Origin of the sequence: Serratia sp. PGPR-27 (assembly GCF_022678525.1) — a bacterium.
GTDB lineage: Bacteria > Pseudomonadota > Gammaproteobacteria > Enterobacterales > Enterobacteriaceae > Serratia > Serratia nematodiphila.
Window position 1 is genome coordinate 20,578 of record NZ_JALBYS010000027.1, and the last position, 25,615, is coordinate 46,192.

The window sequence follows — 25,615 nt, forward strand, 5'->3', positions numbered from 1 at the left end:
AATGCGGTAATCCCCGCGTCTTTTTACGGCCGCAGGGAAATAATCAGAGCAGGGAACTCAAAAATAATGGCTGATATTTTGGTAGGAACCGATGATATGTTCGATCAGCAGACGGGTTTTTAACGGCAGATTGCGGGTGTAAGGATAAACGGCGTAAATGCCCAGCACTTTGCCGCAGTGGCCGGCCAGGATCTCCATCAGTTTACCGTCCTGCAAATCTTCATACACCATGCAGCGCGGCACCATGGCGATGCCGTGGCCGCCGATCACCGCTTTGCGGATCGCCCGCGCATTATTGGCCGACAGGTTGCCGTTAACCTGCAGCTCGTAGATGTCGTTGCGCCCCGGCCGCTTCATCAGCCAGTTGGCGGTGCCGCTCTCCTGGTAGGTGTAGGTCAGGCAGTTGTGGCTCAGCAGATCGTCGGCGCTGCGCGGTTCCGGGTGGCTTTCCAGGTAGCCCGGCGAGCAGACGATCACCCAGCGGGAATCGAAGATCGGCCGGGCAATCAGGCTGGAATCCGGCATGGTGCCGGTCCGGATCGCCAGATCGATGCCTTCTTCCACCAGATCGACGAAGCGGTTTTCCAGCCGCATTTCGACCTTCAGGCTGGGATGCAGGGCGCAAAATTCCGCCACGCTTTCGCTCAGCAACAGCTCGCCCGAAATGGTCGGCACCGACATACGGATGGTGCCGGTCAACTCTTCGCTCTTTTCGCTGACGGCGTACAGCGCCTCCTGCACTTTGGCGCCGATCTCTTTGGCCTGCTGGTAGAGCGCCTGGCCGCTTTCGGTCAGCGTCAGGCTGCGGGTGGTGCGGTACAGCAGGCGGGCACCCAGCGATTTTTCCAGCCGCCCGATGCGTTTGCTGACCACCGAGCTGGTGATGCCGGCGCTCTCCGCGGCCTTGCTGAACGAGCCGCAGTCGACAATCAGGGCAAACAGAATCAGGTCGTTGGCGTATTCGTGAGTGGCGAGCATAATCGGCTGTTCCCTTCAGCGGCAAGTGGCGCCAGTGTAAGTCTCTCGTTTCAATAAGCAATCATCAAAATGCCCTTGGCGTCGAATTCAGAGGCTGCGCGAGCAATGAGAATTCGTCTTGATCTCATTCTCACGCCGCTTACAATGCCTGCCAGATCGCGACTTCAGAGGTTTTTCATGGAACTGCTACGGGTGGTTTATCACCAGTATCGTTGGCCATTTCTGGCGGTTATGGCATTGACCATGACCAGCGCTGGCTTGGGCATCGGTATCATTGCGTTTATCAATCAATACCTGATGGACGCCGGCGGCGATGCATTGGCTGTGCTGCCGATGTTTCTCGCTCTGCTGGCATTGCTGATGGCGGTCACGCTGGGATCGCAATTGGCGCTGACGACATTGGGCCATTACTTCGTCTACCGCCTGCGCGGGCAGTTAGTGAAGCGCATCCTGGATACCGATATTGAACGCCTTGAACAGTTAGGCAGCGCCTCATTGTTGGCCAGTCTCTCCAGCGATGTCCGCAATATCACCGTCGCCTTCGTGCGCTTGCCCGAACTGGTGCAAGGGGTGATTTTAACTCTGGGGTCGGCGGCCTATCTGGGGTGGCTATCACCGAAAATGCTGGCGGTGACGGCGGTGTGGGTCGCCGTCACCGTGGTGGGCAGCGGTTGCCTGGTCTCGCGGGTTTATCGCCATATGGCCAGTTTGCGCGAGTCGGAAGAGCGCCTCTATCATCATTACGAATCGGTGATTGACGGTCGCAAGGAACTGACGTTAAACCGCAAGCGAGCGCAGGCGCTGTACGAACAGACCTATCAACCCGATGCGCAAGCTTACCGCCACCATATCATTCGCGCCGATACCTTCCATTTGAGTGCGCTCAACTGGTCAAATATCATGATGTTGGGGGCGATCGGACTGGTGTTCTTTATGGCTAACAGCCTGGGATGGGCGAACTCGGCGGTGGCCGCCACGTATTCTCTGACGCTGCTGTTCTTGCGCACGCCATTACTGCAGGCGGTCGGGGCGTTTCCGACGCTGGTCAGCGCCGAAGTCGCTTTCAACAAGCTGAAGACGCTGCGCCTGGCCGAGTACCAACCGGCGTTCCCTGCCGCCGCCGGCCGTTCCTGGCAGACGCTGGAGCTGCGCGACGTGGTTTTTCACTATGCCGATACGGAGCAACAGCCCGGTTTTGCCGTCGGGCCGCTTAATCTGACGCTGCGGCGTGGCGAGCTGATCTTTTTGATCGGCGGCAACGGCAGCGGCAAGTCAACGCTGGCGATGCTGTTGACCGGGTTGTACCGGCCGGTGAGCGGGCACATCGTTCTGGATGGCGTCGCGCAGACCGCGGCGGATATGCCGGACTATCGTCGGCTGTTTTCGGCGATTTTCACTGATTTTCATCAGTTCGATCGTTTGCAAGGGCCGGAAGGCGGCGAACCCGATGCGGAACTGGTCGCCGGCTGGATCGAGCGGTTGAATATGAAAAGCAAGCTGCAGTTCGACGGCGCCAGGGTGACTAACCCGCAACTGTCGCAGGGGCAGCGCAAGCGTCTGGCTTTGCTGCTGGCCGTGGCGGAACAGCGCGATATCTTGCTGTTGGATGAATGGGCCGCGGATCAGGATCCGCAATTCCGGCGCATTTTCTATCGCGAGCTGTTGCCAGAACTGCGCGCGCTGGGCAAAACGGTGTTTGCCATCAGCCATGACGATCACTATTTCGAACATGCCGATCGGCTGCTTGAGATGCGCTCGGGTCATTTACGTGAGCTGACCGGCAGCGAGCGTGAACACGCCAGCCGGGATTCCGTCAGCAGAATCGGTTAACTCACGCCGGCCCGAGCGAGACCAACGCGGGCCGGTGCTTCTCACCGTATGATCCCAGTGCGTCGCTTCATTTTATCCCCCGCCTTCAGCGCTGTCTGTTGCCGATTTGGCTTATGACCAGTCAAATAATTGATGGTTGAATTATTTACCAGTGGTTTGATTTTGACCTTTCAAGGTATGGCACACTGCACGTTCGTTCGCCTATCAATTCAAGTTATCGCCTGCCGATAACAGTGATATCCACGGTGCCGTTCTTACTGAGGCGGTGATGCAGGTCTATGGCTAGCAGCTGTTTTTTAAATTTCCATAGGAAAAAACGACTTTATCGATCGTTAAAACAGATCAATAATTGCTGTTTGAGTGGTTTAATCTATTGGTTGGGGGCGCTGTGGTGAGCAAGGATGGATCGGATATCAAACGTAGAGCATGGCTGTGTGTGTTTATCGGTAGCGGGCTGTTCTGGCTGTTAACCGCCGCCGTGATTTACTGGTTACTGAGTTAGCAGGTTAAGCAGGAAGGCGATTCGTGAACAAAAAGCAGGCTAAAAACCGTGAGGGCGCTGAGCGTCGCGCACAGTCCAAAATTCCGCCGTCATGGGTGCTGAGCGATGAGCAGCGCGCCTTTATTGATGATTTATGGCAGGACACCGACTCTGAGCCCGTGCGGCCCCCATTGCGCCGCAGTGTTAGCTGATCACGCGGCTGCGGCCGGCCAGCGCGCCGAACAGCATTTGCAAGACGGTCAGGCCCAGCAGGGCGATCAACGGCAAGCGCCAGCCTTCCGTCAGATCGTGCAGCAGGCCGAATAGGGTGGGCCCCAGCGCCGCCAACAGATAACCGACGGATTGCGCCATACCCGACAACAGCGTCGCCTGATGATGATGCTGACTGCGCAATCCAAAGAACGACAGCGCCAGCACCAGCGAACTCCCCGCCCCCAACCCGGCAAACGTCAGCCACACCAGTGAACTGGCGGGTTGCACCAATAATCCCCCGACGCCGATGAAGATCAGCAGAGAGCTGCCCAACGCGATCGCCCGCTGATCGCGCGCCCGCGGCAAAATCACCACCATGACAAAGTTGGCGACGATCGCCACCACCTGGTAAACGAACAGTTCGAAACCCGCCTGCTGAGCGGAGGTGCCGTGGCTGGCGGCAAAAGCGCTGAACCAGCCGATGATGGTGTAGAAGGCGATCGATTGCAGCCCCATGAACATCGCCACTTGCCAACCCAGCGCGCTGCCCCAGGGAGAGCGATAGCGTTGCGGCTCCGTCGGCTGCGGCTCTTTAGTGGCGGGTGTGGCGGAGCGCCGCAGCTGCGGCAACCACACCAGCAGCGCCAACAGCGCAGGCAAGCCCCAGCATAACAAGGAGAACCGCCAGCCAAGGTCGGCCAGCGAAGCCAGTGGCACGGCCAAACCTGAAGCGATGGCGGCAACCAGCGACATCACCGCCGCATAGGCGGCGATCATCGCGGCGGCGCGATGTGGGAAATCTCTTTTCACCAGCGTCGGCAGCACCACGTTGGCGAAGGCGATGGCGGCGCCGATCAGGATGCTGCCCGGCCATAGCATGGCGTCTTGCGGCAGGGAGCGCAGGGCGATGCCGCAGATCAGCAGCGCGAGGGCGAGGCCCAGGGTGCGCTCGATACCGATGCGTTTCGCCAGCGTCGGGGTCAATGGCGAGAGGATGGCGAACAGGATCAGCGGCAGCGAATTGATCAGGCCGGCGGCGGTGGCGGACAACGCCAGCTGTTGCTGGATCTGCTCCAGCAGCGGGCCGACGCTGGTCAGGGCGGCGCGCAAATTGGCCGCGATCAGCATAATGCCGACGATCAGCAGAATAGGGCGGTGTAACCGGCGACGCGGGGTCGCGGTGGATGAAGCGGGTTGCGGCATGGGTTCCTCGCACCAGGGCATGCAGTCAATCAGCGCTGCATGGCGTGATGCGTTGATTGACGTTAACGCTTACGTACCGACAAGGGGCCGATATCTGATCGCAAGTGTAGGGAAGATGGCTCGTACTGACAAGGGGATGGCCCGGCGGGATGGTGGCGGTTAATCCCCGCCGGCCGCAGGATAATTATCATTATGTGATCCTGGTCACTGAGTGAACTAAAAGTCATGGCGCGGGGCGCACCATGCGCCGCTTTCGCTTTCCGTGCAGCCCACGCCTCAGCGCTCCGGGGGTTATCGCCCGTCATGGCATTTCACTTTGCCCCCCTTCCGCTTTTAGGTTTTTCGATCCGTTTCGATTCGAAAGGTTTTTTGGCGGTTTTTTTGCTAAAACGGGGCTGTAAGCCCGATCACAATTTCATTGCTTTCGCTTTGCTGTAATGCCAGCGCAGTAGAGCGAAAGCCATCTTCTCCCCGGCGATGCCGGAAACCTGAGGACCGCAGCTCATGCCAGTGAATACCGCAAAGCGACGTGAACACATTATCGATCTGTTATGCGAGCACGGCAGCGTGCGCGTGGAGCAGCTCAGCAAACAGTTTGCGGTATCCACGGTGACGATCCGCAACGATCTGCGCTTTCTGGAACGAAAAGGGTGTGCGCTGCGCGCTTACGGCGGCGCGATGCTCAATCAGCAATTCGCTTTCGATCGGCCGCTGCGGGACAAAGGGCGGTTGAATCGCGACGTCAAAACGCTGATCGCCAACGCGGCGGCCGGCTATGTGCGCGACGGCGATGCGCTGATCCTCGATTCCGGTTCAACCACCGCGCAGATCGTGCCGTTCCTGAAGGGGCGGCGCGATCTGGTGGTGATGACCAATGCGCTGAACATTGCCTACGAGCTTTCGGGAAACGACGGGGTGGAAGTCATGGTGCTGGGGGGCAGCGTGCGCCGCAACTCTTACTCGCTCTACGGTCCGGCTGCCGAGCAGCAATTGCGTCAGTACCGCTTCGACAAACTGTTTTTGGGCGTCGACGGGTTCGATCTGAGCGCCGGCATCACCACGCCTCACCCCGGTGAAGCGCACCTCAATCGCGTGATGTGCGAGGTGGCGCGCGAGATTATCGCGGTGGCGGATGCCAGCAAATTCGGTCGCAAAAGCTTTTGCATGATTCGCGAAGCCGGACAAATCCATCGGCTGATCACCGACAGCCGTCTTCCGGACGATTACGAGCGGGCGTTAACCGAGCTGGGCGTTGAGGTCATCATCGCCGATCGGTAGCACGGCGCCTGCATGGGGGCTTCATGCAGCAGTTGTTACAGCTTGTCGAGCAGCACAAGGCCGGTATGCCGGTCGGGATCTTTTCCGTCTGTTCCGCCCATCCCTGGGTTCTGAAGGCCGCGCTGCGGCAGGCCAAAGCGCGTGGCACGCCGGTGTTGGTGGAGGCGACGTCCAATCAGGTCAATCAGTTCGGCGGCTATACCGGCCAAACGGCGGCCCAGTTTCGCGATGCGCTGTGGCGTCTGGCGGATGAAGTGGGCCTGGCGCGCGAGCGCGTGTGGCTGGGCGGCGATCATCTGGGGCCCAACGCTTGGCAAGATCGCCCGGCTCAGGAAGCGATGGCGCTGGCGGAAACCTTGATAGACGATTACGTTCGCGCCGGATTTCGCAAAATTCACCTCGATTGTTCCATGTCGTGCGCCGATGATCCCTCGCCTCTGGGGGATGCCACGGTTGCCGAGCGGGCGGCGCGTTTGTGCGCGGTAGCGGAACGCGCCTGGGCGCAGAGCGGCGGCGAAGCGCCGGTCTATGTGATCGGCACCGAAGTGCCGGTGCCGGGCGGCGCGCAGGAGGCGCTGGCGGGTCTACAGGTCACCACGCCGCAGGCGGTGGCGCAAACGCTGGAAACACATCGTATCGCCTGGCAAAAGGCTGAGCTGAACGATGCCTGGCAGCGAACTATTGCGCTGGTGGTGCAGCCGGGCGTTGAGTTCGATCACCACAGCGTTGAGCACTACCAGCCGCAGCGCGCCGACGCACTGAGCCATTTCATCGAACGGCAGCCGGGCATGATCTATGAAGCGCACTCCACGGACTACCAACCGCCGCAGGCCTATCGCCAGCTGGTGCGCGATCATTTCGCCATCCTGAAGGTGGGGCCGGCGCTGACCTTTGCGCTGCGCGAAGCGCTGTTCGCCCTCGATCGCATCGAACGCGAATGGCTGGGGGAACGCCAGTCGGCGCAGCTGTGCGCCACGCTGGAGCAGGTGATGCGCGAGCAGCCGCAGCAGTGGAGCCGCTATTACCACGGCACGCCGCACCAACAGTACCTCGATCGCCACTACAGCCTGAGCGATCGGGTGCGTTACTACTGGCCGCAGCCGCAGGTGCAGCAGGCGGTCGACGGTTTGCTGGACAACCTGCGCCGCAGCCCGGCGCCGCTGGCGCTGCTCAGCCAGTACCTGCCGGATCAGGCGCGGGCGCTGAACGCCGGCGAATTGAGCGCCGATCCGCAGGAGTGGGTGCTGCATAAAGTGACGCAGGTGCTCGACGATTACCACGCCGCCTGTTACCCGGAGGGCCGCTGATATGCCGAACATTTTAATGACCCGCATCGACAATCGCCTGGTGCACGGCCAGGTAGGCGTGACCTGGACCAATACCCTCGGCGCCAACCTGGTGGTGGTGGCCAACGACGAGGCCGCCGCCGATCCGGTGCAGCAGAACCTGATGGACATGGTGGTGGCGGAAGGGGTGCAGACCCGTTATTTCACGCTGCAGAAAACCATTGACGTGATCCACAAGGCGGCGGATCGGCAGAAGATCTTTCTGGTGTGCAAAACGCCGCAGGATGTGTTGACGCTGGTGCGCGGCGGGGTGCCGATCCGTTTCGTCAACGTCGGCAATATGCACTTCGCCGAGGGGAAGCGGCAGGTGCACAAAACGGTGTCGCTGGACGACGGCGACGTGGCCGCGTTCCGCGCGCTGGCGGAGCTGGGCGTGGAGTGCGAAGTGCGCCGGGTGCCGGATGAAGCGGGCGAGTCGATCGGCAAACTGCTCTTTTGAGCCAGGGGGAAAGCATGTTGACGGATGCGTTATTGATTGCGCTGTTGGCTGGGCTGGCGGGGGTTGACCTGTTCGACGGTCTGACCCACTTCCACCGGCCGGTAGTGATGGGGCCGCTGGTGGGGCTGATTTTGGGCGATGTCTATACCGGGTTGCTGGTGGGCGGCACGCTGGAGCTGGTGTGGATGGGGATGGTGCCGCTGGCGGGCGCCCAACCGCCGAACGTGGTGATCGGCGGGGTGATCGGCACCGCATTCGCCATTCTGACCAAGGCCGATCCTAAAGTGGCGATCGGCGTGGCGGTGCCGTTCTCGATTGCGGTGCAGGGCTGCATCACGCTGCTGTTTACGCTGTTTTCACCGATGATGCACCGCTGCGATCGCATGGTGAAAGCGCTGAACTGGCGCGGCATCGAACGGGTGAATTACCTGGGCATCAGCATTCTGTTCATCTTCTATTTCGTGGTGGCGTTCCTGCCGATTTACTTCGGCGCCGATGCGGCCAGCGCCATGGTGCAGAAGGCGCCGGGCTGGCTGCTGGACGGGCTGGCGGTGGCGGGCGGCATGATGCCGGCGATCGGTTTCTCGCTGCTGATGAAAGTGATGATGAAAAAAACCTACGTGGCCTATTTTATCCTCGGTTTCATCTCGGTCACGTTTCTCAAGCTGCCGATCCTGGCGGTGGCGCTGGGGGCTCTGGCGATCGCTCTGATCGACTTCTTCAACACGCAACGCGGCGCGGCAGAGGCAACCACCCGGCCCGCTCCGCAGGAGGACGCCGAAGATGGCATTTAACGATTCCGACGATCTGCTGGCGCAAAAAGCCGAGCAGCGCATGGCGCAGGCGCTGGCCACCAGCCAGGTGGAACAGGACGATTATCTGGACAGCCAGCCCGCCGAAGCGCTGACGCGCGGCGACATCAACCGCATGGCCTGGCGTTCGCTGCTGTTGCAGGCGTCGTTCAACTACGAGCGCATGCAGGCGGGCGGCTGGCTGTATCAGTTGATCCCCGCGCTGCGCAAGATCCACCGCAACCCGCAGGATCTGGCCAACTCGATGAAGATGCACATGGAATTTATCAACGTGCACCCGTTCGACGTCACCTTCCTGTCCGGCCTGGTGCTGGCGATGGAGCAGAACAAGGAGAAAATCTCCACCATTCGCGCGGTGAAAGTGGCGCTGATGGGGCCGCTCGGCGGCATCGGCGACGCGCTGTTTTGGCTGACGCTGCTGCCGATCTGCGCCGGCATAGGCGCTTCGCTGGCATTGGAGGGCAGCCTGTTCGGGCCGATCGTTTTCCTGCTGCTGTTCAACCTGTTCCACTTCGGCCTGCGTTTTGGGCTGGCGCACTACGGCTATCAGGCCGGCACCAGCGCGCTGGCGCTGCTGAAGACCCACACCCGGCGCATTTCTCACGCCGCATCGATCGTCGGCATGACGGTGATCGGCGCGCTGGTGGCCTCGTATGTGCACCTGTCCACGCCGCTGGTGATGCATGCCGGCAAGGCCAGCGTGGCGCTGCAGACCGACGTGCTGGACAAGCTGATGCCCAACTTGTTGCCGCTGTGTTTCACGCTGCTCATTTTCTTCCTGATGAAGCGCGGATTCTCGCCGGTGAAGCTGATTGGCGTCACCGTAGTCATCGGCGTGGCGGGCAAATTTATCGGTATTTTGTGAGGAGCGGGCTATGCCAGGCATTGTGATTACCGGCCACGGCGGCTTTGCCACCGGGCTGTTGCAGGCGGTGGAACAGGTGGTGGGGCCGCAGCGGCACTGTGCGGCGGTTGATTTCCCCGAACAGATGAGCACCGCGCAGCTCAACGACGCCTTACGCTCGGCGCTGGCCGCGGTGGCGCAGCCGGACGGCGTGGTGTTCCTCACCGACATGCTCGGCGGTTCGCCGTTTCGTAGCGCCTGTGAACTGGCGGATGCGCGGGGCGATTGCGAAGTGCTGACCGGTGTCAACATGCAGTTGGCGGCGGAAATGATGCTGGAACGTGACGGACTGAGCCTGGATGAATTTCGCGAGGTGGCGCTGGCGAGCGGTAAACGCGGGCTGACCAGCCTGTGGCATGAACGCCGCCGGGTGAAGTGCGAAGACGCGCAGGCCGATGGCATCTGAACGAAAACCGGGCGCGCTTGCGCCCGGCTTCGTGAGTTATGCCGGCAACGGGCTCAGCGCCAGGCGCGCCGGTTGGTCTTCGCCGCGGCTGAAGCGCCAGCAGGTCTGGTGGTACTTAGCCACGCTGTTGCGGTGCGCTACGCTGATCAGCGTCATGTCCGGCAGTTCATCCACCAGCAGGCAGTACATCAGTTGCTCGGTTTCGTCGTCCAGCGCGCTGGTGGCTTCGTCGAGGAACAGGAGGTTCGGGCGAATCAACAGGGCGCGGGCGAACGCCAGCCGCTGTTGCTCACCCGGCGACAGGCGATGGCTCCAGTTGGCGGAGGTATCCAGCCAGCGCTGCAGGTGTTTCAGACGGCAGTTTTCCAGCACCCGCATCAACTGTTCGTCGCTGTATTCTGACGCCAGGCTCGGGTAGCTCAGCGCCTCGCGCAGCGTGCCGATCGGAATGTAGCTGCGCTGGGGCAGGAACAGCGTGTTGGCGTTGGCCGCCACCCCGATGGCGCCCGCGCCATAAGGCCAGATACCGGCGATGGCCCGCAGCAGCGTCGACTTGCCGCAGCCGGAAGGGCCGACGATCAGCAGGCGATCGCCGCGTTGCAGCGTCATCTCGGCGCCGGCCAGCAGCGGCTGGCCGTCGGGCAAGTTCAGGCTGAGGTTATCCAGCGTCAACGGATGGGCGCTCTCTTCCCGCAACTGAATGCCGCGCGGCTGATGGTGAACCTGATCGACGGCGGCGTTGAAGCCGGCCAAACGGTTAACGCAGGCTTTCCAGGTCGCCAAGTCGTTAAACGCGTCGATAAACCACGACAGCGCACCCTGCACCTGGCCGAAGGCCGAGGCGATCTGCATCAGGCCGCCCATCTGAATGGCGCCGGAGAAGTAGCGCGGCGCCGCCACCAGCAGGGGAAACACGATGGCGAACTGGCCGTAGAAGTTGGTGGCGATGTTCAGCCGCCGGGTGATGCGCATGATCGCCCACCAGTTGCTGCGAATGGTGTCGAAACGGTCACCCAACTGTTGCGCCTCGCGCGGTTCGCCGTGGTATAGCGCAATGGCGTCGTTGTTTTCGCGGATGCGGATCAGGCCGAAACGGAAGTTCGCCTCATACCGCTCCTGGTTAAAGCCCAGCATGACCAGCGGTTTGCCGACCCACCAGATCAGCAGCGATCCCAGCACCGCATACAGCAGCGCGAACCACACCATATAGCCGGGTAAGGTGATGGCGTGTTGACCGAGCGCGAAGGTCATCGGCCCGCTGACGTGCCATAAAATGTCGATGAAGGAAAACAGCGTCACCAGGCTGGAGAGCAGCCCGAGCGACAGTGACAGGGTATATTGGGTCAGTACGTTGAGATCTTCAGCGATACGCTGATCGGGGTTATCGACGATCTGCTGCTGCTCGGTGTGGTAATACGCCTGGTGCGCCAGCCATTTTCCCATGAACTTTTCCGTCATCCAGCGCCGCCAGCGCATCTGCAGCCCCTGAGTCAGGTAGATCTTGTAGACCGCCAGCACGATGAAGATCAGCGCCAGATAGGTGAAGCGCCACAGCTGCGCCTTGAACACCGGGTAGTTTTTGTTCTGCAACGCATCGTAGAACACCTGGTTCCACTGGTTGATCTGCACGCTGATATAGACCAGACCGAGCGACAGGATGACGATGGCGATCAGCATCGCCCAGGCGCGCCATCGCTCCTCAGACACCCAAAAGGGTTTGATCAGCTGCCACACGGCGTGTTTCTGCAAGGGGGTTGCGTTCATAACGGCTCGATAATTGCGGTATTTTGTTCAGCATGGGCTGCGGGCCGGTAACAAACAAACCGCGACTGTAAGCAGTTTTGACTCCGCTAACCGTTTGAAATAAGGCGGCTGAATCGCCAGCGGCACGCTGGCGGGCGCAATTGCGGCATACACTCCGGCGCCGGGCGGTTATACTGGCGCCGAATTTTTGCAGAAAGGATAAACGATGAAGGCTTGGTTTCCCCTGTTGCTGACCTGCGGCGTCTTCGCCAGCGCCCGGGCCTGGGCGCACATTGACGAGCCGGACATCGCCGCCGATTGCCAAAAGGTGGCGAGCTACGCCGAACTGGGAAAAAAGGCCTATCAGCGGCAAGATTACGCCAAAGCCGCCGACATCTTTCGCGATCAGGCGGCCTGGAGCGAGTTTTGCGGCCTGAGCGAGCAGGCTGTCGCCACGGCTTACAACAACGTGGCGCTGTCGCTGATGCACGCCGGCGAATTGCTCAAGGCGCAGGCCTATCTGGCGCTGGCGCCGCACGATGACAAATCGCAGCACAACCTGAGCCTGTTGCGCCAACGGCTGGCGCAGCGGCCGCAGCCGCAGGGGCCGGGCGGCGTGTACTGGCAATACGCCGGGCGAGGCGTGTGGAGCGAAGTGGCGGTGAAGCCGCAGGGCGAGCGCTGGTTGATCGATTTCTCCGGCTACGCCATGCCGCAGATGGGGCTGTATTACGGGCCGAACATGGGGGACTTCTCCGCCGAGCTGCCGATCGAACACGGCAAGGCTGTCTACCACCAGCATGAAGCGGAAAGCGCGCAGGTCTGCGACGTGACGATGGAGTTTGGCGAGCAAGCGTTGGAAATGCACACGCGGGGCGATTGCGGGTTCGGTCACAACGTGCGGGCGGAAGGGCGGTTCGTGCGGGTAGAATGACCCGCCCCGACGATCGGGGCGAGCAGGGTTATGCCAGCGCGGCGGCGCCCAGCAGGTTCTTCCAGGCTTCCACATTACCCAGATAGTTGCCGGCTGGCAGCAGATGCAGGCGGCCATCACTATCCTGCAGCGCAAAGGTCGGGAAGCCCTGGCCTTGCACTTTGGCCAGCAACGCCCGGCTTTCCGCGATGTGTTGCGCGGTCGGTGCGCCGCTGTTGAAGCGCATTTCGGCGATAAACGCCGCCGAAGGCAACCCCAGCTCTTTCGCCAACGCCTCCAGCACCGGCGTGTCGGCGATGCGCCGGCCTTCCTGATAGTGCGCCTGCTGAATGCGGTGCAACATATCCAGCCCGCGTCCAGACAGCTTTTCCGCCGCCAGGATAGCGGTGATCGGCGGTTCGGAATCCATCACCGCCGTGGTGTCGCGCAGCAGGCCGTTGAAATAGGCTTCGCCGAACGGCTGGCCCGTCATTTCGGCGATACGTTTGTCGTGTGGAATGACGTAGTTGCGCCATTCATCGGTGATTTGGCGGCGGTTGTTACCGGTCATCATGCCGCCAGCGTGCGGCACAACCTTCAACCCGGGGAGACTTTGAGCCGCTTTCACCAGCGGCGCGGCGCCGTAGCACCAGCCGCACAGCGGATCGAAAATGTAATGCAGAGTGGTTTCGGTCATTTTTACTCCTCGCCTGGCGCGCGGCAAGCCGCCGCGGCGCCAGGGCTGGTTCAATCACTTACGGGCGCTTATTGCGGCCACTTCATCTCGCCTTTCAGCACTTTCGCGCTCAGTTCCAGGCTCGATTCGTCTTTCAGCGTCGGGTAGTGTTTTTTCATCGCTTCAATCAGCGCGGCGGAATCCTTGGCCTTCGGCAGTTCGGCTTCCAGCGTGGTCAGGTATTTCTGGGTAAAGTGCACCGATGCCAGCGTCTGTGCGGCGCCCGGCAGGAAGTGGCCCGGCACGACGACCTGCGGCTTCAGCGCTTCGATGTTTTTCAGCGTCTGCTGCCAGTGTTGGCGCGATTCCACGGTCTGGTTATCGGCGATCCACGGATGGATATTGTCACCGGCGACCGCGACGCCGCCCACGACCGCTTTCAGCGCCGGGATCCAGACGAAGGTGCGATCGGGGGTCGGGCCGTTCAGGCCTTTCACTTCCACTTTCTGGCCGTCGATGGTGAAGCTGTCGCCCTGCAGCGGCTGCGGCACGATCACGGTTTTCGGCGCGTTGTCTTTCAGGATCGGGCCCCAATAGGCGACTTTGCCGTCTTTGGTGGCGTTGATGTCCTTGATGGTGCCTGGCGAAGCGATGATTTTCGCCTCCGGGAAAGCGGCCTTAATCACGTCCAGACCGAAGTAGAAATCCGGGTCTGAGTGGCTGATATAAACGGTGGTCAGCTTCTTGCCGGTCGCCTTGATCTTTTTCACCAGCTCTTCGGCATCGTTGCGCTGGAACTGTGCGTCGATCAGCGCCACTTCGTGTTGGCCGCTGATGATTTCGGAAGACACCGGGAACACGCTTTTCTCGCCCGGGTTATACACTTCCATGGTCAGGGTATCGGCAGCGGTGGCGTAGGTGCTCAGGGTGGCGACGCCGGTGAAGGCCAGAGTTAACAGTGATTTCTTAAACATGGGCAGAGGTCCTTAGGTATCGGTTAATGTTGTAATGATGTTAGGTTGCATAAAGCGATAGAAAAACCGGATAATAAGCAATTATTCGTTGCATAAATCGGACTAATCATGGATCGCATTACCGCCGCTGAGGTTTTTGTCACCATCGTCGATCGCGGCAGCATGATCGCCGCTGCGGAAACGCTGGAGATGTCGCGCGCGATGGTCACTCGCTACCTGGCGCAGATGGAGCAATGGGCCGGAGCGCGTTTACTGCACCGCACTACCCGTAAGCTTAGTCTGACCGACGCCGGTGAGCGTACTCTGGAACGTTGCCGACAAATGCTGGCGCTGGCGGGGGAGATCGACCTGGTGGAGGAAGGGCAGAGCGACGAACTGCGCGGCCTGCTGCGCATTACCTGTTCGCAGTCGCTCGGGCAAACGGCGCTGGTGGGGGCGGTCGCTCAGTATCTGAAGCGTCACCCGCAGGTGGCGGTCGATCTGCAGATGAACAACCGGGCGGTGAACCTGGTGGAAGAGCGCATCGATCTGGCGCTGCGCATCACCAACGAGCTGGATCCCAACCTGATCGCCCGTCCGCTGTCCACCTGCGCATCGGTGGTGTGCGCCGCGCCGGCGTATCTGGCGGCACACGGCACCCCGCGCCAACCGCAGGATCTGGCGTTGCACAACTGCCTGACCTACTCCTATTTCGGCAAAAGCCTGTGGCACTTCGATGCTCAGGGGGTGAAATCGGCGGTGGCGGTCAGCGGCAACCTGAGCGCCAACGAGTCGGTGGTGTTGATGGCCGGCACGGTGCAGGGCGCGGGCATTTCCATGCAGCCCTATTATTCGGCGGCCCCGCTGCTGGCCAGCGGCGAACTGGTCGAATTGTTGCCGGATTACCGGCCGCAGTCGATGGGCATCTACGGCATCTACACCTCGCGTCGCCAGATGCCCGCCACCTTGCGCACCATGCTGGACTTTCTGGTGGAGTGGTTCGCCACCGATCCGCAGTGGCAGGCGACGCTGCGCTAAGGTCTCGGCAATATTCCCTGGCCGCTTTCAGCGCCTGACAGCGGCGGCCAGCCGGGCGGAGAAGCGTGCCGCCTGCTGATGCAGATGGTCGACAAAGGCCGTGACCAGCGCCGATGAAGGGCGGTGCAGCGGCCGGATTAGGCTGACGGTGAACGGCACGTCGATGCTGAACGGCCGCACGTGCACGCCGCTGCCGGCATAGTCGAGCGCCGTCAGCGGGTTAACGATCGACACCCCCACGCCGGCTCTCACCATGGCGCACACCGACGCCGCACTGTGCGTTTCCATCACCATGCGGCGCTCGACGCCCTGTTCGCCGAACAGCGCATCCAGCAAGTGACGATAGCTGTCGGTGCTCGACAGGCTGATAAAGTTCTGCCCGGCGAAGTCCTGCGGCGTCAGCTGGTCTTTTACCAGCAGCGGGTGGCCCGTCGGCAGCACGCACACTTCGTTCAACGTCATCAGCGTCACCCGTTCGGTGCCCGCCGGCGTGAGGGTGTTTTCCGTCAGCCCGAGATCGTGGCGCTGGGCAGACAGCCACTCTTCCAGCAGCGGCGACTCTTGCGGGATCACGCTGAAGCTGACTTCCGGATAACGTTCGATAAAGGGCTGGCACACCGCCGGCAGCAGCGATTGGGAGAATACCGGCAGGCACACGATCGACAGCTGCGCCTGCTGAAACTGGCGGATGCCGGCGGCGGCGTTGACGATGCGATCGAGGCCGTAATAGGAGCGCTGTACCTCTTCGAACAGCCGTAACCCTTGCACGGTGGGGGACAAACGCCCGCGCACCCGGTCGAACAGCTGCAGCCGAATCAGCTTTTCAAAGCGCGCCAGCTCGCGGCTGACGGTCGGTTGCGAGGTTTGCAGCAGGGCTGCCGCCTCGGTCAGGTTGCCGGTGGTCATCACCGCCCGAAAGATTTCGATCTGCCGCAAAGAGATACTGTGCATGGCGAGGCCGCTCGACTGTAGAGAAAGCCATATCATAAATGAATAGACTACGGCTAAATAGATATTTTCCACTCGATTCAGCGTGCGGCACTATGGCCTTATCTGCCGTCATTTTCGAATTGGGAATATCGCCATGCCACGCCCGTTGCACGACACCTCCACCGCGTTGAACGCCGCTAACCTGCTGGCCTTGCCGCAGCGTTTCGGTTGCCCGGTCTGGGCCTATGATGCCGACATCATCAGCCAGCGCATCGCTCAGCTGCGCCACTTCGACACCATTCGTTTCGCGCAGAAGGCCTGTTCGAACATTCATATTTTGCGCTTGATGCGCGAGCAGGGCGTGAAGGTGGATTCGGTGTCGCTGGGCGAGATCGAACGGGCGCTGCAGGCCGGTTTTCAACCGGGCGGCGAACCGAGCGAGATCGTGTTTACCGCGGACGTGTTGGATCACGCCACGCTGGCGCGCGTCAGCGAATTGAAGATCCCGGTTAACGCCGGTTCCATCGACATGCTGGATCAGCTCGGCCAGGTTTCCGCCGGGCATCCGGTGTGGCTGCGCATTAATCCGGGGTTTGGCCATGGCCACAGCCAGAAAACCAACACCGGCGGCGAGAACAGCAAGCACGGCATCTGGTATGCCGACCTGCCGCAGGCGGTGGAGAAAATTCGCCGCTACGGCCTGAAACTGATCGGCGTGCATATGCACATCGGTTCCGGGGTCGATTACCAGCATCTGGAGCGGGTCTGCGATGCGATGGTGCAGCAGGTGATCGATCTCGGTCATGACATCAGCGCCATTTCCGCCGGCGGCGGCCTGTCTATCCCGTATCAGTACGGCGAAGAGGCGATCGATACCGAACACTATTTCGGTTTGTGGAACCAGGCGCGTGAACGCATCGCCGCGCATCTGGGGCATCCGGTGCAGCTGGAGATTGAACCGGGGCGTTTCCTGATGGCGGAAGCGGGCGTCTTGGTGGCCGAAGTGCGGGCGGTAAAAGACATGGGCAGCCGCCACTTCGTGCTGGTGGACGCCGGTTTTAACGATCTGATGCGCCCGGCGATGTACGGCAGTTACCACCATATTTCGCTGTTGCCGGCCGATGGGCGCGATACCTCGGGGCAAGCGCTGCGCGACACGGTGATCGCCGGGCCGCTGTGCGAATCCGGCGACGTGTTTACCCAGCAGGCGGGCGGCGGCGTGGAAACTCGCGAGCTGCCGCCGGTGCAGATCGGCGATTATCTGGTGTTCCACGATACCGGCGCCTACGGCGCATCGATGTCCTCCAACTACAACAGCCGTCCGCTGTTGCCTGAAGTGCTGTTCGAAAACGGCGAGCCGCGTTTGATCCGCCGCCGCCAGACCATCGAAGAACTGATCGCGCTGGAACTTATCTGATCAGCGGGCGGGCGCCCGGCGCCCGCTTCACAGCGTCATGCGGCGGTGCTGGCCATTGGGCAATTGCACATCCAGCGACAGCGTGCCGCCCATCGCCTCGATATAGCGTTTGAGCGACGACAGTTTGATTTCGCTGCCGCGCTTTTCCAAATTGGCGACGGAGGGTTGGCTGATGCCGAGCCGCTTCGCCAATTCAACCTGAGAAACCGCCAACTCTTCCCTCAGCATCGCCAGCCGCAGCTCGAAAATCTCCTGGTCCGCTTTTTGTCTGGCGGCGGCAACGACGGCGGGATCGAGTTTATCGATCAGTTGGGATAAAGGTTTGGCCATCTGCACTACCTCCGGGTTGCCAGATAATGTGAAAACTCCATGGCGGCGATGGGCAACATGCGCTGGTAAAAGCGTTTGTCGCCGGTTTTATCGCCGCCGCACAGCAATACCGCTTGCCGCTGTGGATCAAAGGCGAAAAACACCCTGAAAGGGCGCCTGCGATGTTGAATGCGCAGCTCCTTCAACTGCCGGACCGCGTCGGAAAAATGCAGCGTATCGGCATGCGGCCGCGCCAATTGCGGACCGAACGTCTGCAATTTGTAGATCGCCGCCAGGATGCTTGTTTGCTGGGCGTTGTTCAGCGCTAAAAACCAGTCGTCAAACCGTTCGACGGTCACCACTTGCCACATGACGCGCTCCAAATATAGCGTTTATGCTATATAGTGTAAAGGTTATTGTGCCAACAATATGTACGAACGCTGGGAGCGGAAAAAATCCAAAAGCGGGAAATGCGGCGGGCTGCGCAATCTGAGCGCATGGGTGACGGCTCACCCATGCGGCGGTGGGAATTACGGCTGTTCGTGTGCGTTGTTGAGGGTGGCGACCGAGTGGCGGCGCACCAGCGTTGGGCTGAACATGTTGGTGATTTCCGGCAGCGGTTGCCGGTTGGCCAGTGCCAGCGCCAGCTCCGCCGCCTGGGTCGCCATCGCCACGATCGGGTAGCGAATGGTGGTCAGGCGCGGCCGAAGATAGCGCGAAATCAGCACGTCGTCGAAACCGATCAGCGAAATTTCCCCCGGTACGTCGACGCTGTTATCGCTCAGCACCGACAGCGCGCCGGCGGCCATCGGATCGTTGTAACAGGTAATGGCGGAGAACGAACGGCCGCGGCCGAGCAATTCGGTCATCGCCTGTTCGCCGCCGATTTCGTCCGGTTCACCATAGGCGATCAGCTTTTCATCCACCGCGATACCGTGTTCCCGCAGCGCGTCGAGATAGCCCTGCAGCCGGTCGGTGGCGTCGGAAATCTGGTGGGTGGAGCAGATGATGGCGATGCGCTGATGCCCTTGCTGGATCAGATGACGGGTTGCCAGCCAGGCGCCGTAGCGATCGTCGAGCGCCACGCAGCGCGTTTCGAAGCCCGGCAGCGTGCGATTGATCAGCACCATGCCCGGGATCTGTTGCATCCAGCCGCAAAGTTCCTGATCGCTCAGCCTTTTGGCGTGCACAACCAGCGCTTCGCAGCGGTGCCGCACCAGCTGTTCAATCGCCTGACGCTCTTTTTCGGCGTCGTGGTAACCGTTGCCAATCAGCAGAAAATTGTGGGTGGCGTAGGCCACCTGCTCGACCGCTTTGACCATCGCGCCGAAGAAGGGATCGGAAACGTCGGAGACGATCAGCCCCAGCGTCTCGGTGGATTGCTGCGCCAGCGCCCGAGCGTTGGCGTTAGGGTGATACTGCAGCTGTTCCATCGCGGCCTGCACTGCGGTGCGCGACCCTTCGCTGGCCTTGGGGGAATTGTTTATCACGCGGGATACCGTGGCCACGGAAACCCCCGCCAGCCTGGCAACATCCTTTATCGTAGCCATATCAGTCAACACATCCTGGGTAATCGCTTACATCCCCCAGTTTTGCGGAAAAAAACCGGGGCTGCAAGCGGTCTCGTGCGCAACTTGTGGCGGCGGTTGCAGAATCTCTTCGAGTCTGTACGCATAACCAACTGCTACCGAACGATAGCGCAATTTGTACGTTGGCACCGGCGGTGGGCTTGAGGTAACGTCTGTGCATTCCGATTTGCGCCGAGAACGCCATGTCCATTAAACGCTATCCGCAGCTCGCCCATTGGGGCGCTTATACCGCCGTGGTTGAAGACGGCCGGCTTATCCGTTGTGAACCCTTCGTCGACGATCCCGACCCTTCGCCGCTGCTCGATTCCATCGCGCCGATGGTTTACTCCGACAAACGCATTCGCAAGCCGGCGGTGCGCCGCTCGTGGCTGCAAAAGCGCGAGGGCAGCGACCGTACGCTGCGCGGCAGGGAAGATTTCGTCGAGGTGGACTGGGAATTGGCGCTCGATTTGGTGGCGCAGGAGAATCGCCGGGTGCGCGAGCGCTACGGCGCCTCCGGGTTGTTTACCGGCTCTTATGGCTGGTCGTCGGCCGGGCGGTTGCACCATGCCCGCTCGCTGGTGCGGCGATTCTATTTCAGCGGCGGCGGTGGGGTCGATCAGCAGGGCAACTACAGCTGGGGCGCAGCGCAGTTCTTTCTGCCGTATGTGATCGGCACTTTCTCGCCGTTGACCGGGCGCGTCACCAGTTGGCCGAGCGTGGTGGAGCATTGCGAGCTGTTTGTGGCGTTTGGTGGGTTGGCGCTGAAAAACGCTCAGGTCTCTTCCGGCGGCGCGGCGGAACATGCGCTCAAGCCCTGGCTGCAAAAGCTGGCGCGCAAGGGTACGCCGGTGGTCAACATCAGCCCGATGCGCGATGATTGCCCCGAGTTCGTCAATGCGGAATGGATCCCGATCCGGCCGAATACCGACGTGGCGCTGATGCTGGCGCTGGCTTACGAAATCCAGCGGCTGGGCGCGCAGGATGAAGCCTTCCTGCACAGCCACTGCGTGGGTTATCAACAGTTGGCGGATTACCTGAACGGCGTGAGCGACGGCGTGGCGAAAACGCCGGCCTGGGCCAGCGCCATCACCGGCATTCCGACGGCGCGCATAGCGCTGCTGGCGCGGCAGCTGATCGGCGTGCGCAGTTTTATCACCTGTTCCTACTCTGTGCAGCGCGCGCATCGTGGCGAGCAACCGTACTGGATGATGATCGCGCTGTCGTCGATGCTGGGTCAGGTGGGGCTGCCGGGCGGCGGTTTTTCGTTCGGCCACGGCTCAATGAACGGCGTCGGCAACCCGCGCGTGGATACCCCCGCGCCGACCATGCCGGTAGGGGATAACCCGGCCGGGCTGGCGATCCCGGTGGCGCGCATCTGCGACATGCTGCTGCACCCCGGCGAAGCCTATCAATTTTGCGGCGAGACGCGGCATTATCCGGATATCCATCTGGTGCACTGGGCCGGCGGCAACCCGTTCCATCACCATCAGCAGTTGAACCGACTGGTGGAAGGTTGGCAGAAGCCGGATACGGTGATCGTCCAAGATATCTGGTGGACGGCGGCAGCCAAAATGGCGGATATCGTGTTGCCGGTCACCAGTTCGCTGGAACGCAACGACATCGGCGGCTCGTCGCGCGATCGCTACGTGTTGGCGATGCATCAGGCCATTTCGCCGCAGCATCAGGCGCGCAACGATTTCGATATCTTCGCCGATCTGGCGGAGCGTCTCGGTTATCGCGAGCGCTTTACCGAAAACCGCGATGAGCGCGCCTGGATCGAAGCTATCTATCGGCAATGCGGCGCGGCGCAGCAGCGCGCCGGCGTCGCCTGGCCCGAGTTTGAGGCGTTCTGGCAACGGGGCTATGTCGAGCTGCCCGCGCCGGCCAAAGAGTTTGTATTTTTTGACGCGTTTCGCGCCGATCCCCAGGTTAACCCGCTGCAAACGCCCAGCGGCAAGATCGAATTGTTCAGTGAGCGGATCGCCGGCTATCGCTACGAAGATTTCGCTCCGCATCCGCAGTGGCGGCCGCCGGTGGAGTGGCTGGGTGCGCCGCAGACCAAAAACTGGCCGCTGCACCTGATCTCCATTCAGCCGAGCGATCGCCTGCATAGCCAGATGGATCCGGCGCCGCTGGCGCAGGGCAACAAGACCGCCGGGCGCGAAACCCTGTATATGCATCCGGACGATGCGGAGCCGCGCGGCGTGGCGGACGGCGCCGAAGTGCTGGTCAGCAATGCGCGCGGCAGCTGTCTGGCGGGGGTATCGCTCACCGATGGCGTGACGCGCGGCGTGGTGTTGATGGCGACCGGTGCCTGGTTCGAGCCGGGTTTCGACGCGCAGCGCCGGCCGGTCGAGCAGGCGGGCAACCCGAACGTGCTGACGCTGGATATCGGCACCTCGCCGCTGACGCAGGGGCCGAACGCCATGAGCTGCCTGGTCGAGGTCAGCGCGCGATGAGTGAAGATTTCACGTCTGGGTCACTGGCTCGGTCGTTGTTATATTTATTTTTTCGTCGCTGCGGGAAGGTTTAAGTTTCATTGAGTTATTACAGCAGATCGCGGGAAATTTACAGCTGGTTGCATTTGGAGCAGAACTCTTGCGATTCGGCGGTAGTTTCCTGCATGCCATCTCTCTAGAGTAGGTGATCCCAGAGGTATTGATTGGTGAGAAATCAGCATACTCTGTATGTTGAAGCCATTTTCAATTGCACCAACCTACGCGGATGCGTAGGTTTTTTTTTGCCTGCCATATAGTATTCTTTTCCCTACAACGATTTACGCCTCCATGGCCAAGGGAGAAGGGCATGATCTTTTCACTGCTGCGCGCGCTGTTTCGCCTGTTGTTTCGGGTACGGGTCGAAGGGGACGTCCAGCACTTCGAACGGCAAAAACTGCTGATTACGCCGAACCACGTCTCTTTCCTCGACGGCGTACTGCTGGCGCTGTTCCTGCCGATAAAACCGGTGTTTGCGGTCTATGCCAGCATCGGCGAGAGCTGGTTTATGCGCTGGCTGCGGCCTTACATCGATTTCGTCTCGCTCGATCCCACCAAGCCGATGGCCATCAAGCAACTGGTGCGCATGGTCGAACAGGGGCGGCCGATCGTGGTGTTCCCTGAAGGGCGCATCACCGTAACCGGCGCGCTGATGAAAATCTACGACGGCGCGGCGTTTATCGCCGCCAAATCGGGCGCCACCGTGGTGCCGGTGCGGATCGACGGCCCCGAATTCAGCCCGTTCGGCCGCATGGCCGGGGTGTTCAAGATCCGCTGGTTTCCGCAAATCAGCATCCGCATCTTGCCGCCGACCACGCTGCCGATGCCGGAGGCTCCGCGTGCGCGCGAGCGGCGGGCGCTGGCGGGCGATCGGCTGATGCAGATCATGATGCGGGCGCGCATGGAGACGCGCGAACCGCAGACGCTGTTCCATGCCTTGCTGGCGGCGCAGCAGCGCTATGGGCACCGCAAGCCCTGTATCGAAGACATCGCTTTCAAAGAGGACAGCTACCAAACGCTGATCAAGAAATCGCTGGGCGTCAGCCGCATTCTGCAGCGCTTTACCGCCGAAGGGGAGCACGTCGGGCTGCTGTTGCCCAACGCCACCATCACCGCGGCGGCGATCTTCGGCGCTTCGCTGCGCAACCGCATTCCGGCGATGCTCAACTACACCGCCGGTGCCAACGGCCTGAACAGCGCGATGACCGCCGCCGGCATCAAGACCATCGTCACCTCGCGCCAGTTCCTGGAGAAGGGCAAGCTGACCCATCTGCCGGAGCAGGTGACGCAGGCCAACTGGGTGTATCTGGAGGATCTGAAAGACACCGTTACGCTGGCGGACAAGCTGTGGATCCTGCGGCACTTGCTGCAACCGCAGCGCGCGATGTTGCCGCAACGCCCGGAGGACGCGGCGCTGATCTTGTTCACTTCCGGTTCCGAAGGCCACCCCAAGGGCGTGGTGCATTCGCATGCCAGCCTGCTGGCCAACGTAGAACAAATCCGCACCATTGCCGATTTCACGCCGCGCGACCGCTTCATGTCGTCACTGCCGCTGTTCCACTCGTTCGGCCTGACGGTGGGGCTGCTGACGCCGCTTCTCACCGGCAGCCGCATTTTCCTCTACCCCAGCCCGCTGCACTATCGCGTGGTGCCGGAGTTGGTGTATGACCGTAACTGCACGGTGCTGTTCGGCACGGCGACCTTCCTCAACAACTATGCGCGCTTCGCGCATCCGTATGATTTCGCCCGCTTGCGCTATGTGGTGGCCGGCGCGGAGAAACTGGCGGACAGCACCAAACAGATCTATCAGGATAAATACGGCATCCGCATTCTGGAAGGCTATGGCGTGACCGAGTGCGCGCCGGTGGTGTCGATCAACGTGCCGCTGGCGACCAAGGTGGGCACCGTTGGCCGTATCATGCCGCAGATGGAGGCGCGTTTGATCGCGGTGCCGGGCATCGATAACGGCGGCCGCCTGCAGTTGAAGGGGCCGAATATCATGAAAGGCTACCTGCGGGTTGAACGTCCCGGTGAGCTGGAACCACCGGCGGCGGAAGATGCGAACGGTGTGCTGCAGCCGGGTTGGTATGATACCGGCGATATCGTCAGCCTGGATGAGCAGGGTTACTGCACCATTCGCGGACGCGTGAAGCGCTTCGCCAAGCTGGCGGGCGAGATGGTGTCGCTGGAGAGCGTCGAACTGCTGGCGCAACGGCTGTCGCCGGAAAAACTGCATGCCGCCACGGTCAAAAGCGACAGCAGCAAAGGCGAGGCGCTGGTGCTGTTCACCACCGATCCCGCCATTACCCGCGAGGCATTGCTGCGGGTGGCGCGCGAGCTGGGCAGCCCGGAGCTGGCGGTGCCGCGCGATATTCGCCTGTTGAAAACGCTGCCGGTGCTCGGCAGCGGCAAACCTGATTTCGTCACCTTGCGTCATATGGCCGAACAGCCGGAGAGTGCCTGATGAATCCTTCGACCGAATCCCCTTTGTTGTCACGCGGCATGATCGCGGTGATCAGCGCGCAGTTCCTCTCGGCGTTCGGCGACAATGCGTTGCTGTTCGCCACGCTGGCGCTGATCAAGCAGCAGCTGTATCCGGACTGGAGCCAGCCGATCCTGCAGATGGCCTTCGTCGCCACCTACATCATCCTGGCACCGTTTGTCGGCCAGGTGGCCGACAGCTTCGCCAAAGGGCGGGTGATGATGTTCGCCAACGCGCTGAAGCTGGCGGGGGCATTGGTGATCTGTTTTGGGGGGAACCCGTTTCTGGGTTACAGCCTGGTCGGCGTGGGGGCCGCCGCGTATTCTCCGGCCAAATACGGCATTCTGGGCGAGATCACCAGCGGCGAGAAGCTGGTCAAGGCTAACGGCCTGATGGAGGCCTCGACCATCGCCGCCATTCTGACCGGTTCGGTGGCCGGCGGTATTCTGGCGGACTGGCACGTGGTCGCGGCGCTGGCGGCCTGCGCGTTGGTTTACGCGGGGGCGGTGGTCGCCAACCTGTATATTCCACGTCTGGCGGCGGCACGCCCAGGGGCTTCATGGCGGCCGCGGGCCATGACGAACAGTTTCTTTACCGCCTGCGTCACATTATGGCGCGATGGGCAGACGCGTTTCTCATTGATTGGCACCAGCCTGTTTTGGGGGGCCGGCGTGACGCTGCGTTTTCTGTTGGTGCTGTGGGTGCCGGTGGCGCTTGGCATCGCCGATAACGCCACGCCGACGCTGCTGAACGCCATGGTGGCCGTCGGCATCGTGGTGGGCGCCGGCGCCGCCGCGCGCTTCGTCACGCTGAAGACGGTGAAACGCTGCATGCCGGCCGGGATCCTGATCGGCATCGCGGTCGCGGTGTTTGCGCTGCAAACGACCATGCTCAATGCCTACGTCTTGCTGGCGCTCATCGGCATGCTGGGGGGCTTCTTCGTCGTGCCGCTCAATGCGTTGCTGCAGGAGCGGGGCAAACATTCGGTCGGCGCCGGCAATGCGATCGCAGTGCAAAACCTGGGTGAAAACGCCGCCATGTTGCTGATGCTGGGCCTGTATTCTTTGGTCGTGAAGCTGGGCGTGCCGGTGGTGGGCGTCGGCGTAGGGTTTGGCGTGGTGTTTGCGCTGGCGATTAGCGCATTGTGGTGGTCTCAGCGGCGGTGAAACGGGGCGCAGCCAGGCTGCGCCCTCAGGCT

General features: G+C 61.5%; 24 protein-coding genes. 15 read left to right on the forward strand and 9 right to left on the reverse strand.

Annotated features, from left to right (window positions below; translation table 11 throughout):
* Positions 1–57 precede the first annotated feature (57 nt).
* A complete protein-coding gene (locus tag MMS95_RS15650; protein ID WP_021505685.1) occupies positions 58–978 on the reverse strand; it encodes a LysR family transcriptional regulator in 921 nt (306 codons plus the stop codon).
* Between the two features lie 177 nt (positions 979–1,155).
* Between MMS95_RS15650 and MMS95_RS15655 the strand changes: the two genes are divergently transcribed.
* The 3 genes from MMS95_RS15655 (at position 1,156) to MMS95_RS15665 (ending at position 3,501) form a co-directional block, all read left to right on the forward strand.
* Complete coding sequence (locus MMS95_RS15655) at positions 1,156–2,808, forward strand: multidrug ABC transporter permease/ATP-binding protein (protein WP_099982454.1); 1,653 nt, start codon at positions 1,156–1,158, stop codon at positions 2,806–2,808.
* Positions 2,809–3,196: 388 nt separating this feature from the next.
* Positions 3,197–3,310: a YmiA family putative membrane protein gene (locus MMS95_RS15660; protein ID WP_049232362.1), complete on the forward strand. Its 114-nt coding sequence runs from the start codon at positions 3,197–3,199 to the stop codon at positions 3,308–3,310.
* 23 nt (positions 3,311–3,333) lie between these two features.
* Positions 3,334–3,501: a hypothetical protein gene (locus MMS95_RS15665; RefSeq protein ID WP_021505683.1), complete on the forward strand. Its 168-nt coding sequence runs from the start codon at positions 3,334–3,336 to the stop codon at positions 3,499–3,501.
* On the opposite strand, the gene MMS95_RS15670 is transcribed toward MMS95_RS15665, so the two are convergent.
* Entirely contained in the window at positions 3,494–4,705 is a 1,212-nt protein-coding gene (locus MMS95_RS15670; RefSeq protein WP_099982439.1) for an MFS transporter, read from the reverse strand. The two genes, MMS95_RS15665 and MMS95_RS15670, sit on opposite strands and share 8 nt — an antisense overlap.
* A 504-nt stretch (positions 4,706–5,209) precedes the next feature.
* Between MMS95_RS15670 and agaR the strand changes: the two genes are divergently transcribed.
* The 6 genes from agaR to agaF are packed head-to-tail and all read left to right on the forward strand — an operon-like array spanning position 5,210 to position 9,890.
* Positions 5,210–5,983 (forward strand): transcriptional repressor AgaR, encoded by a 774-nt coding sequence (gene agaR / locus MMS95_RS15675; protein ID WP_004931804.1) that lies wholly within the window; start codon positions 5,210–5,212, stop codon positions 5,981–5,983.
* A gap of 23 nt (positions 5,984–6,006) precedes the next feature.
* Entirely contained in the window at positions 6,007–7,290 is a 1,284-nt protein-coding gene (locus MMS95_RS15680) for a D-tagatose-bisphosphate aldolase, class II, non-catalytic subunit (protein WP_075684855.1), read from the forward strand.
* Between the two features lies 1 nt (position 7,291).
* Positions 7,292–7,768, forward strand: a complete 477-nt coding sequence (gene agaV, locus MMS95_RS15685; protein WP_015378936.1) for a PTS N-acetylgalactosamine transporter subunit IIB — start codon at positions 7,292–7,294, stop codon at positions 7,766–7,768.
* A gap of 14 nt (positions 7,769–7,782) precedes the next feature.
* Complete coding sequence (gene agaW / locus MMS95_RS15690; RefSeq protein ID WP_015378935.1) at positions 7,783–8,562, forward strand: PTS N-acetylgalactosamine transporter subunit IIC; 780 nt, start codon at positions 7,783–7,785, stop codon at positions 8,560–8,562.
* Positions 8,552–9,445 carry a PTS system mannose/fructose/sorbose family transporter subunit IID gene (locus tag MMS95_RS15695; protein WP_033632215.1) on the forward strand — a complete coding sequence of 298 codons (894 nt, stop codon included), beginning with the start codon at positions 8,552–8,554 and terminating at the stop codon, positions 9,443–9,445. Before agaW ends, MMS95_RS15695 begins: the two co-directional genes overlap by 11 nt.
* 10 nt (positions 9,446–9,455) lie before the next feature.
* Positions 9,456–9,890, forward strand: coding sequence for a PTS galactosamine/N-acetylgalactosamine transporter subunit IIA (agaF, locus tag MMS95_RS15700; protein WP_015378933.1), 435 nt, complete (start codon positions 9,456–9,458; stop codon positions 9,888–9,890).
* A gap of 36 nt (positions 9,891–9,926) precedes the next feature.
* Here the strand turns inward: agaF and MMS95_RS15705 are convergent, their stop codons facing one another.
* Positions 9,927–11,654, reverse strand: coding sequence for an ABC transporter ATP-binding protein/permease (locus MMS95_RS15705; RefSeq protein ID WP_015378932.1), 1,728 nt, complete (start codon positions 11,652–11,654; stop codon positions 9,927–9,929).
* Between the two features lie 205 nt (positions 11,655–11,859).
* Between MMS95_RS15705 and MMS95_RS15710 the strand changes: the two genes are divergently transcribed.
* The gene (locus MMS95_RS15710) at positions 11,860–12,567 is read left to right on the forward strand and encodes a hypothetical protein (protein WP_021505679.1); all 708 of its coding nucleotides are present in this window, start codon (positions 11,860–11,862) and stop codon (positions 12,565–12,567) included.
* Between the two features lie 28 nt (positions 12,568–12,595).
* Here MMS95_RS15710 and MMS95_RS15715 read toward each other — a convergent pair whose 3' ends face one another.
* Both MMS95_RS15715 and MMS95_RS15720 read right to left on the reverse strand, forming a co-directional pair.
* Complete coding sequence (locus MMS95_RS15715; RefSeq protein WP_021505678.1) at positions 12,596–13,243, reverse strand: DsbA family protein; 648 nt, start codon at positions 13,241–13,243, stop codon at positions 12,596–12,598.
* Between the two features lie 68 nt (positions 13,244–13,311).
* On the reverse strand, positions 13,312–14,196 hold the full coding sequence (locus MMS95_RS15720; RefSeq protein WP_044030591.1) for an MBL fold metallo-hydrolase: 885 nt from the start codon (positions 14,194–14,196) through the stop codon (positions 13,312–13,314).
* A 108-nt stretch (positions 14,197–14,304) separates the two neighbouring features.
* Here MMS95_RS15720 and MMS95_RS15725 point away from each other — a divergent pair, with 108 nt between their 5' ends.
* A complete protein-coding gene (locus MMS95_RS15725; RefSeq protein ID WP_015378928.1) occupies positions 14,305–15,213 on the forward strand; it encodes a LysR family transcriptional regulator in 909 nt (302 codons plus the stop codon).
* Positions 15,214–15,240: 27 nt separating this feature from the next.
* On the opposite strand, the gene MMS95_RS15730 is transcribed toward MMS95_RS15725, so the two are convergent.
* Entirely contained in the window at positions 15,241–16,164 is a 924-nt protein-coding gene (locus MMS95_RS15730; protein WP_076741314.1) for a LysR family transcriptional regulator, read from the reverse strand.
* A gap of 133 nt (positions 16,165–16,297) precedes the next feature.
* Between MMS95_RS15730 and lysA the strand changes: the two genes are divergently transcribed.
* Positions 16,298–17,560, forward strand: a complete 1,263-nt coding sequence (gene lysA / locus MMS95_RS15735; RefSeq protein ID WP_242141922.1) for a diaminopimelate decarboxylase — start codon at positions 16,298–16,300, stop codon at positions 17,558–17,560.
* A 27-nt stretch (positions 17,561–17,587) separates the two neighbouring features.
* On the opposite strand, the gene MMS95_RS15740 is transcribed toward lysA, so the two are convergent.
* The 3 genes from MMS95_RS15740 to galR form a co-directional block, all read right to left on the reverse strand.
* On the reverse strand, positions 17,588–17,890 hold the full coding sequence (locus MMS95_RS15740) for a helix-turn-helix domain-containing protein (protein WP_004931828.1): 303 nt from the start codon (positions 17,888–17,890) through the stop codon (positions 17,588–17,590).
* A gap of 5 nt (positions 17,891–17,895) precedes the next feature.
* Positions 17,896–18,240 (reverse strand): type II toxin-antitoxin system RelE/ParE family toxin, encoded by a 345-nt coding sequence (locus MMS95_RS15745; RefSeq protein WP_160125901.1) that lies wholly within the window; start codon positions 18,238–18,240, stop codon positions 17,896–17,898.
* Positions 18,241–18,399: 159 nt separating this feature from the next.
* A complete protein-coding gene (gene galR / locus MMS95_RS15750) occupies positions 18,400–19,419 on the reverse strand; it encodes an HTH-type transcriptional regulator GalR (protein WP_004931832.1) in 1,020 nt (339 codons plus the stop codon).
* 221 nt (positions 19,420–19,640) lie between these two features.
* On the opposite strand from galR, the gene MMS95_RS15755 reads away from it, so the two are divergent.
* From MMS95_RS15755 to lplT, 3 genes are all read left to right on the forward strand, one after another.
* A complete protein-coding gene (locus MMS95_RS15755; RefSeq protein WP_242141924.1) occupies positions 19,641–21,899 on the forward strand; it encodes a molybdopterin guanine dinucleotide-containing S/N-oxide reductase in 2,259 nt (752 codons plus the stop codon).
* Between the two features lie 346 nt (positions 21,900–22,245).
* Positions 22,246–24,399, forward strand: a complete 2,154-nt coding sequence (gene aas, locus MMS95_RS15760) for a bifunctional acyl-ACP--phospholipid O-acyltransferase/long-chain-fatty-acid--ACP ligase (protein WP_103086262.1) — start codon at positions 22,246–22,248, stop codon at positions 24,397–24,399.
* Complete coding sequence (gene lplT / locus MMS95_RS15765) at positions 24,399–25,583, forward strand: lysophospholipid transporter LplT (RefSeq protein WP_076741317.1); 1,185 nt, start codon at positions 24,399–24,401, stop codon at positions 25,581–25,583. Before aas ends, lplT begins: the two co-directional genes overlap by 1 nt.
* Positions 25,584–25,615 lie beyond the last annotated feature (32 nt).

Excerpts from the sequence above, each read along its gene's own strand:
- MMS95_RS15740 (WP_004931828.1), bottom strand. The coding sequence starts at position 17,890 with ATGGCCAAACCTTTATCCCAACTGATCGATAAACTCGATCCCGCCGTC.
- MMS95_RS15720 (WP_044030591.1), bottom strand. The coding sequence starts at position 14,196 with ATGTTTAAGAAATCACTGTTAACTCTGGCCTTCACCGGCGTCGCCACC.
- agaV (WP_015378936.1), top strand. The coding sequence starts at position 7,292 with ATGCCGAACATTTTAATGACCCGCATCGACAATCGCCTGGTGCACGGC.
- MMS95_RS15670 (WP_099982439.1), bottom strand. The coding sequence starts at position 4,705 with ATGCCGCAACCCGCTTCATCCACCGCGACCCCGCGTCGCCGGTTACAC.
- MMS95_RS15715 (WP_021505678.1), bottom strand. The coding sequence starts at position 13,243 with ATGACCGAAACCACTCTGCATTACATTTTCGATCCGCTGTGCGGCTGG.
- MMS95_RS15705 (WP_015378932.1), bottom strand. The coding sequence starts at position 11,654 with ATGAACGCAACCCCCTTGCAGAAACACGCCGTGTGGCAGCTGATCAAA.
- MMS95_RS15710 (WP_021505679.1), top strand. The coding sequence starts at position 11,860 with ATGAAGGCTTGGTTTCCCCTGTTGCTGACCTGCGGCGTCTTCGCCAGC.
- MMS95_RS15695 (WP_033632215.1), top strand. The coding sequence starts at position 8,552 with ATGGCATTTAACGATTCCGACGATCTGCTGGCGCAAAAAGCCGAGCAG.
- MMS95_RS15680 (WP_075684855.1), top strand. The coding sequence starts at position 6,007 with ATGCAGCAGTTGTTACAGCTTGTCGAGCAGCACAAGGCCGGTATGCCG.
- agaR (WP_004931804.1), top strand. The coding sequence starts at position 5,210 with ATGCCAGTGAATACCGCAAAGCGACGTGAACACATTATCGATCTGTTA.
- lysA (WP_242141922.1), top strand. The coding sequence starts at position 16,298 with ATGCCACGCCCGTTGCACGACACCTCCACCGCGTTGAACGCCGCTAAC.
- galR (WP_004931832.1), bottom strand. The coding sequence starts at position 19,419 with ATGGCTACGATAAAGGATGTTGCCAGGCTGGCGGGGGTTTCCGTGGCC.
- aas (WP_103086262.1), top strand. The coding sequence starts at position 22,246 with ATGATCTTTTCACTGCTGCGCGCGCTGTTTCGCCTGTTGTTTCGGGTA.
- lplT (WP_076741317.1), top strand. The coding sequence starts at position 24,399 with ATGAATCCTTCGACCGAATCCCCTTTGTTGTCACGCGGCATGATCGCG.
- MMS95_RS15725 (WP_015378928.1), top strand. The coding sequence starts at position 14,305 with ATGGATCGCATTACCGCCGCTGAGGTTTTTGTCACCATCGTCGATCGC.
- MMS95_RS15650 (WP_021505685.1), bottom strand. The coding sequence starts at position 978 with ATGCTCGCCACTCACGAATACGCCAACGACCTGATTCTGTTTGCCCTG.
- agaW (WP_015378935.1), top strand. The coding sequence starts at position 7,783 with ATGTTGACGGATGCGTTATTGATTGCGCTGTTGGCTGGGCTGGCGGGG.
- MMS95_RS15655 (WP_099982454.1), top strand. The coding sequence starts at position 1,156 with ATGGAACTGCTACGGGTGGTTTATCACCAGTATCGTTGGCCATTTCTG.
- agaF (WP_015378933.1), top strand. The coding sequence starts at position 9,456 with ATGCCAGGCATTGTGATTACCGGCCACGGCGGCTTTGCCACCGGGCTG.
- MMS95_RS15730 (WP_076741314.1), bottom strand. The coding sequence starts at position 16,164 with ATGCACAGTATCTCTTTGCGGCAGATCGAAATCTTTCGGGCGGTGATG.
- MMS95_RS15755 (WP_242141924.1), top strand. The coding sequence starts at position 19,641 with ATGTCCATTAAACGCTATCCGCAGCTCGCCCATTGGGGCGCTTATACC.
- MMS95_RS15745 (WP_160125901.1), bottom strand. The coding sequence starts at position 18,240 with ATGTGGCAAGTGGTGACCGTCGAACGGTTTGACGACTGGTTTTTAGCG.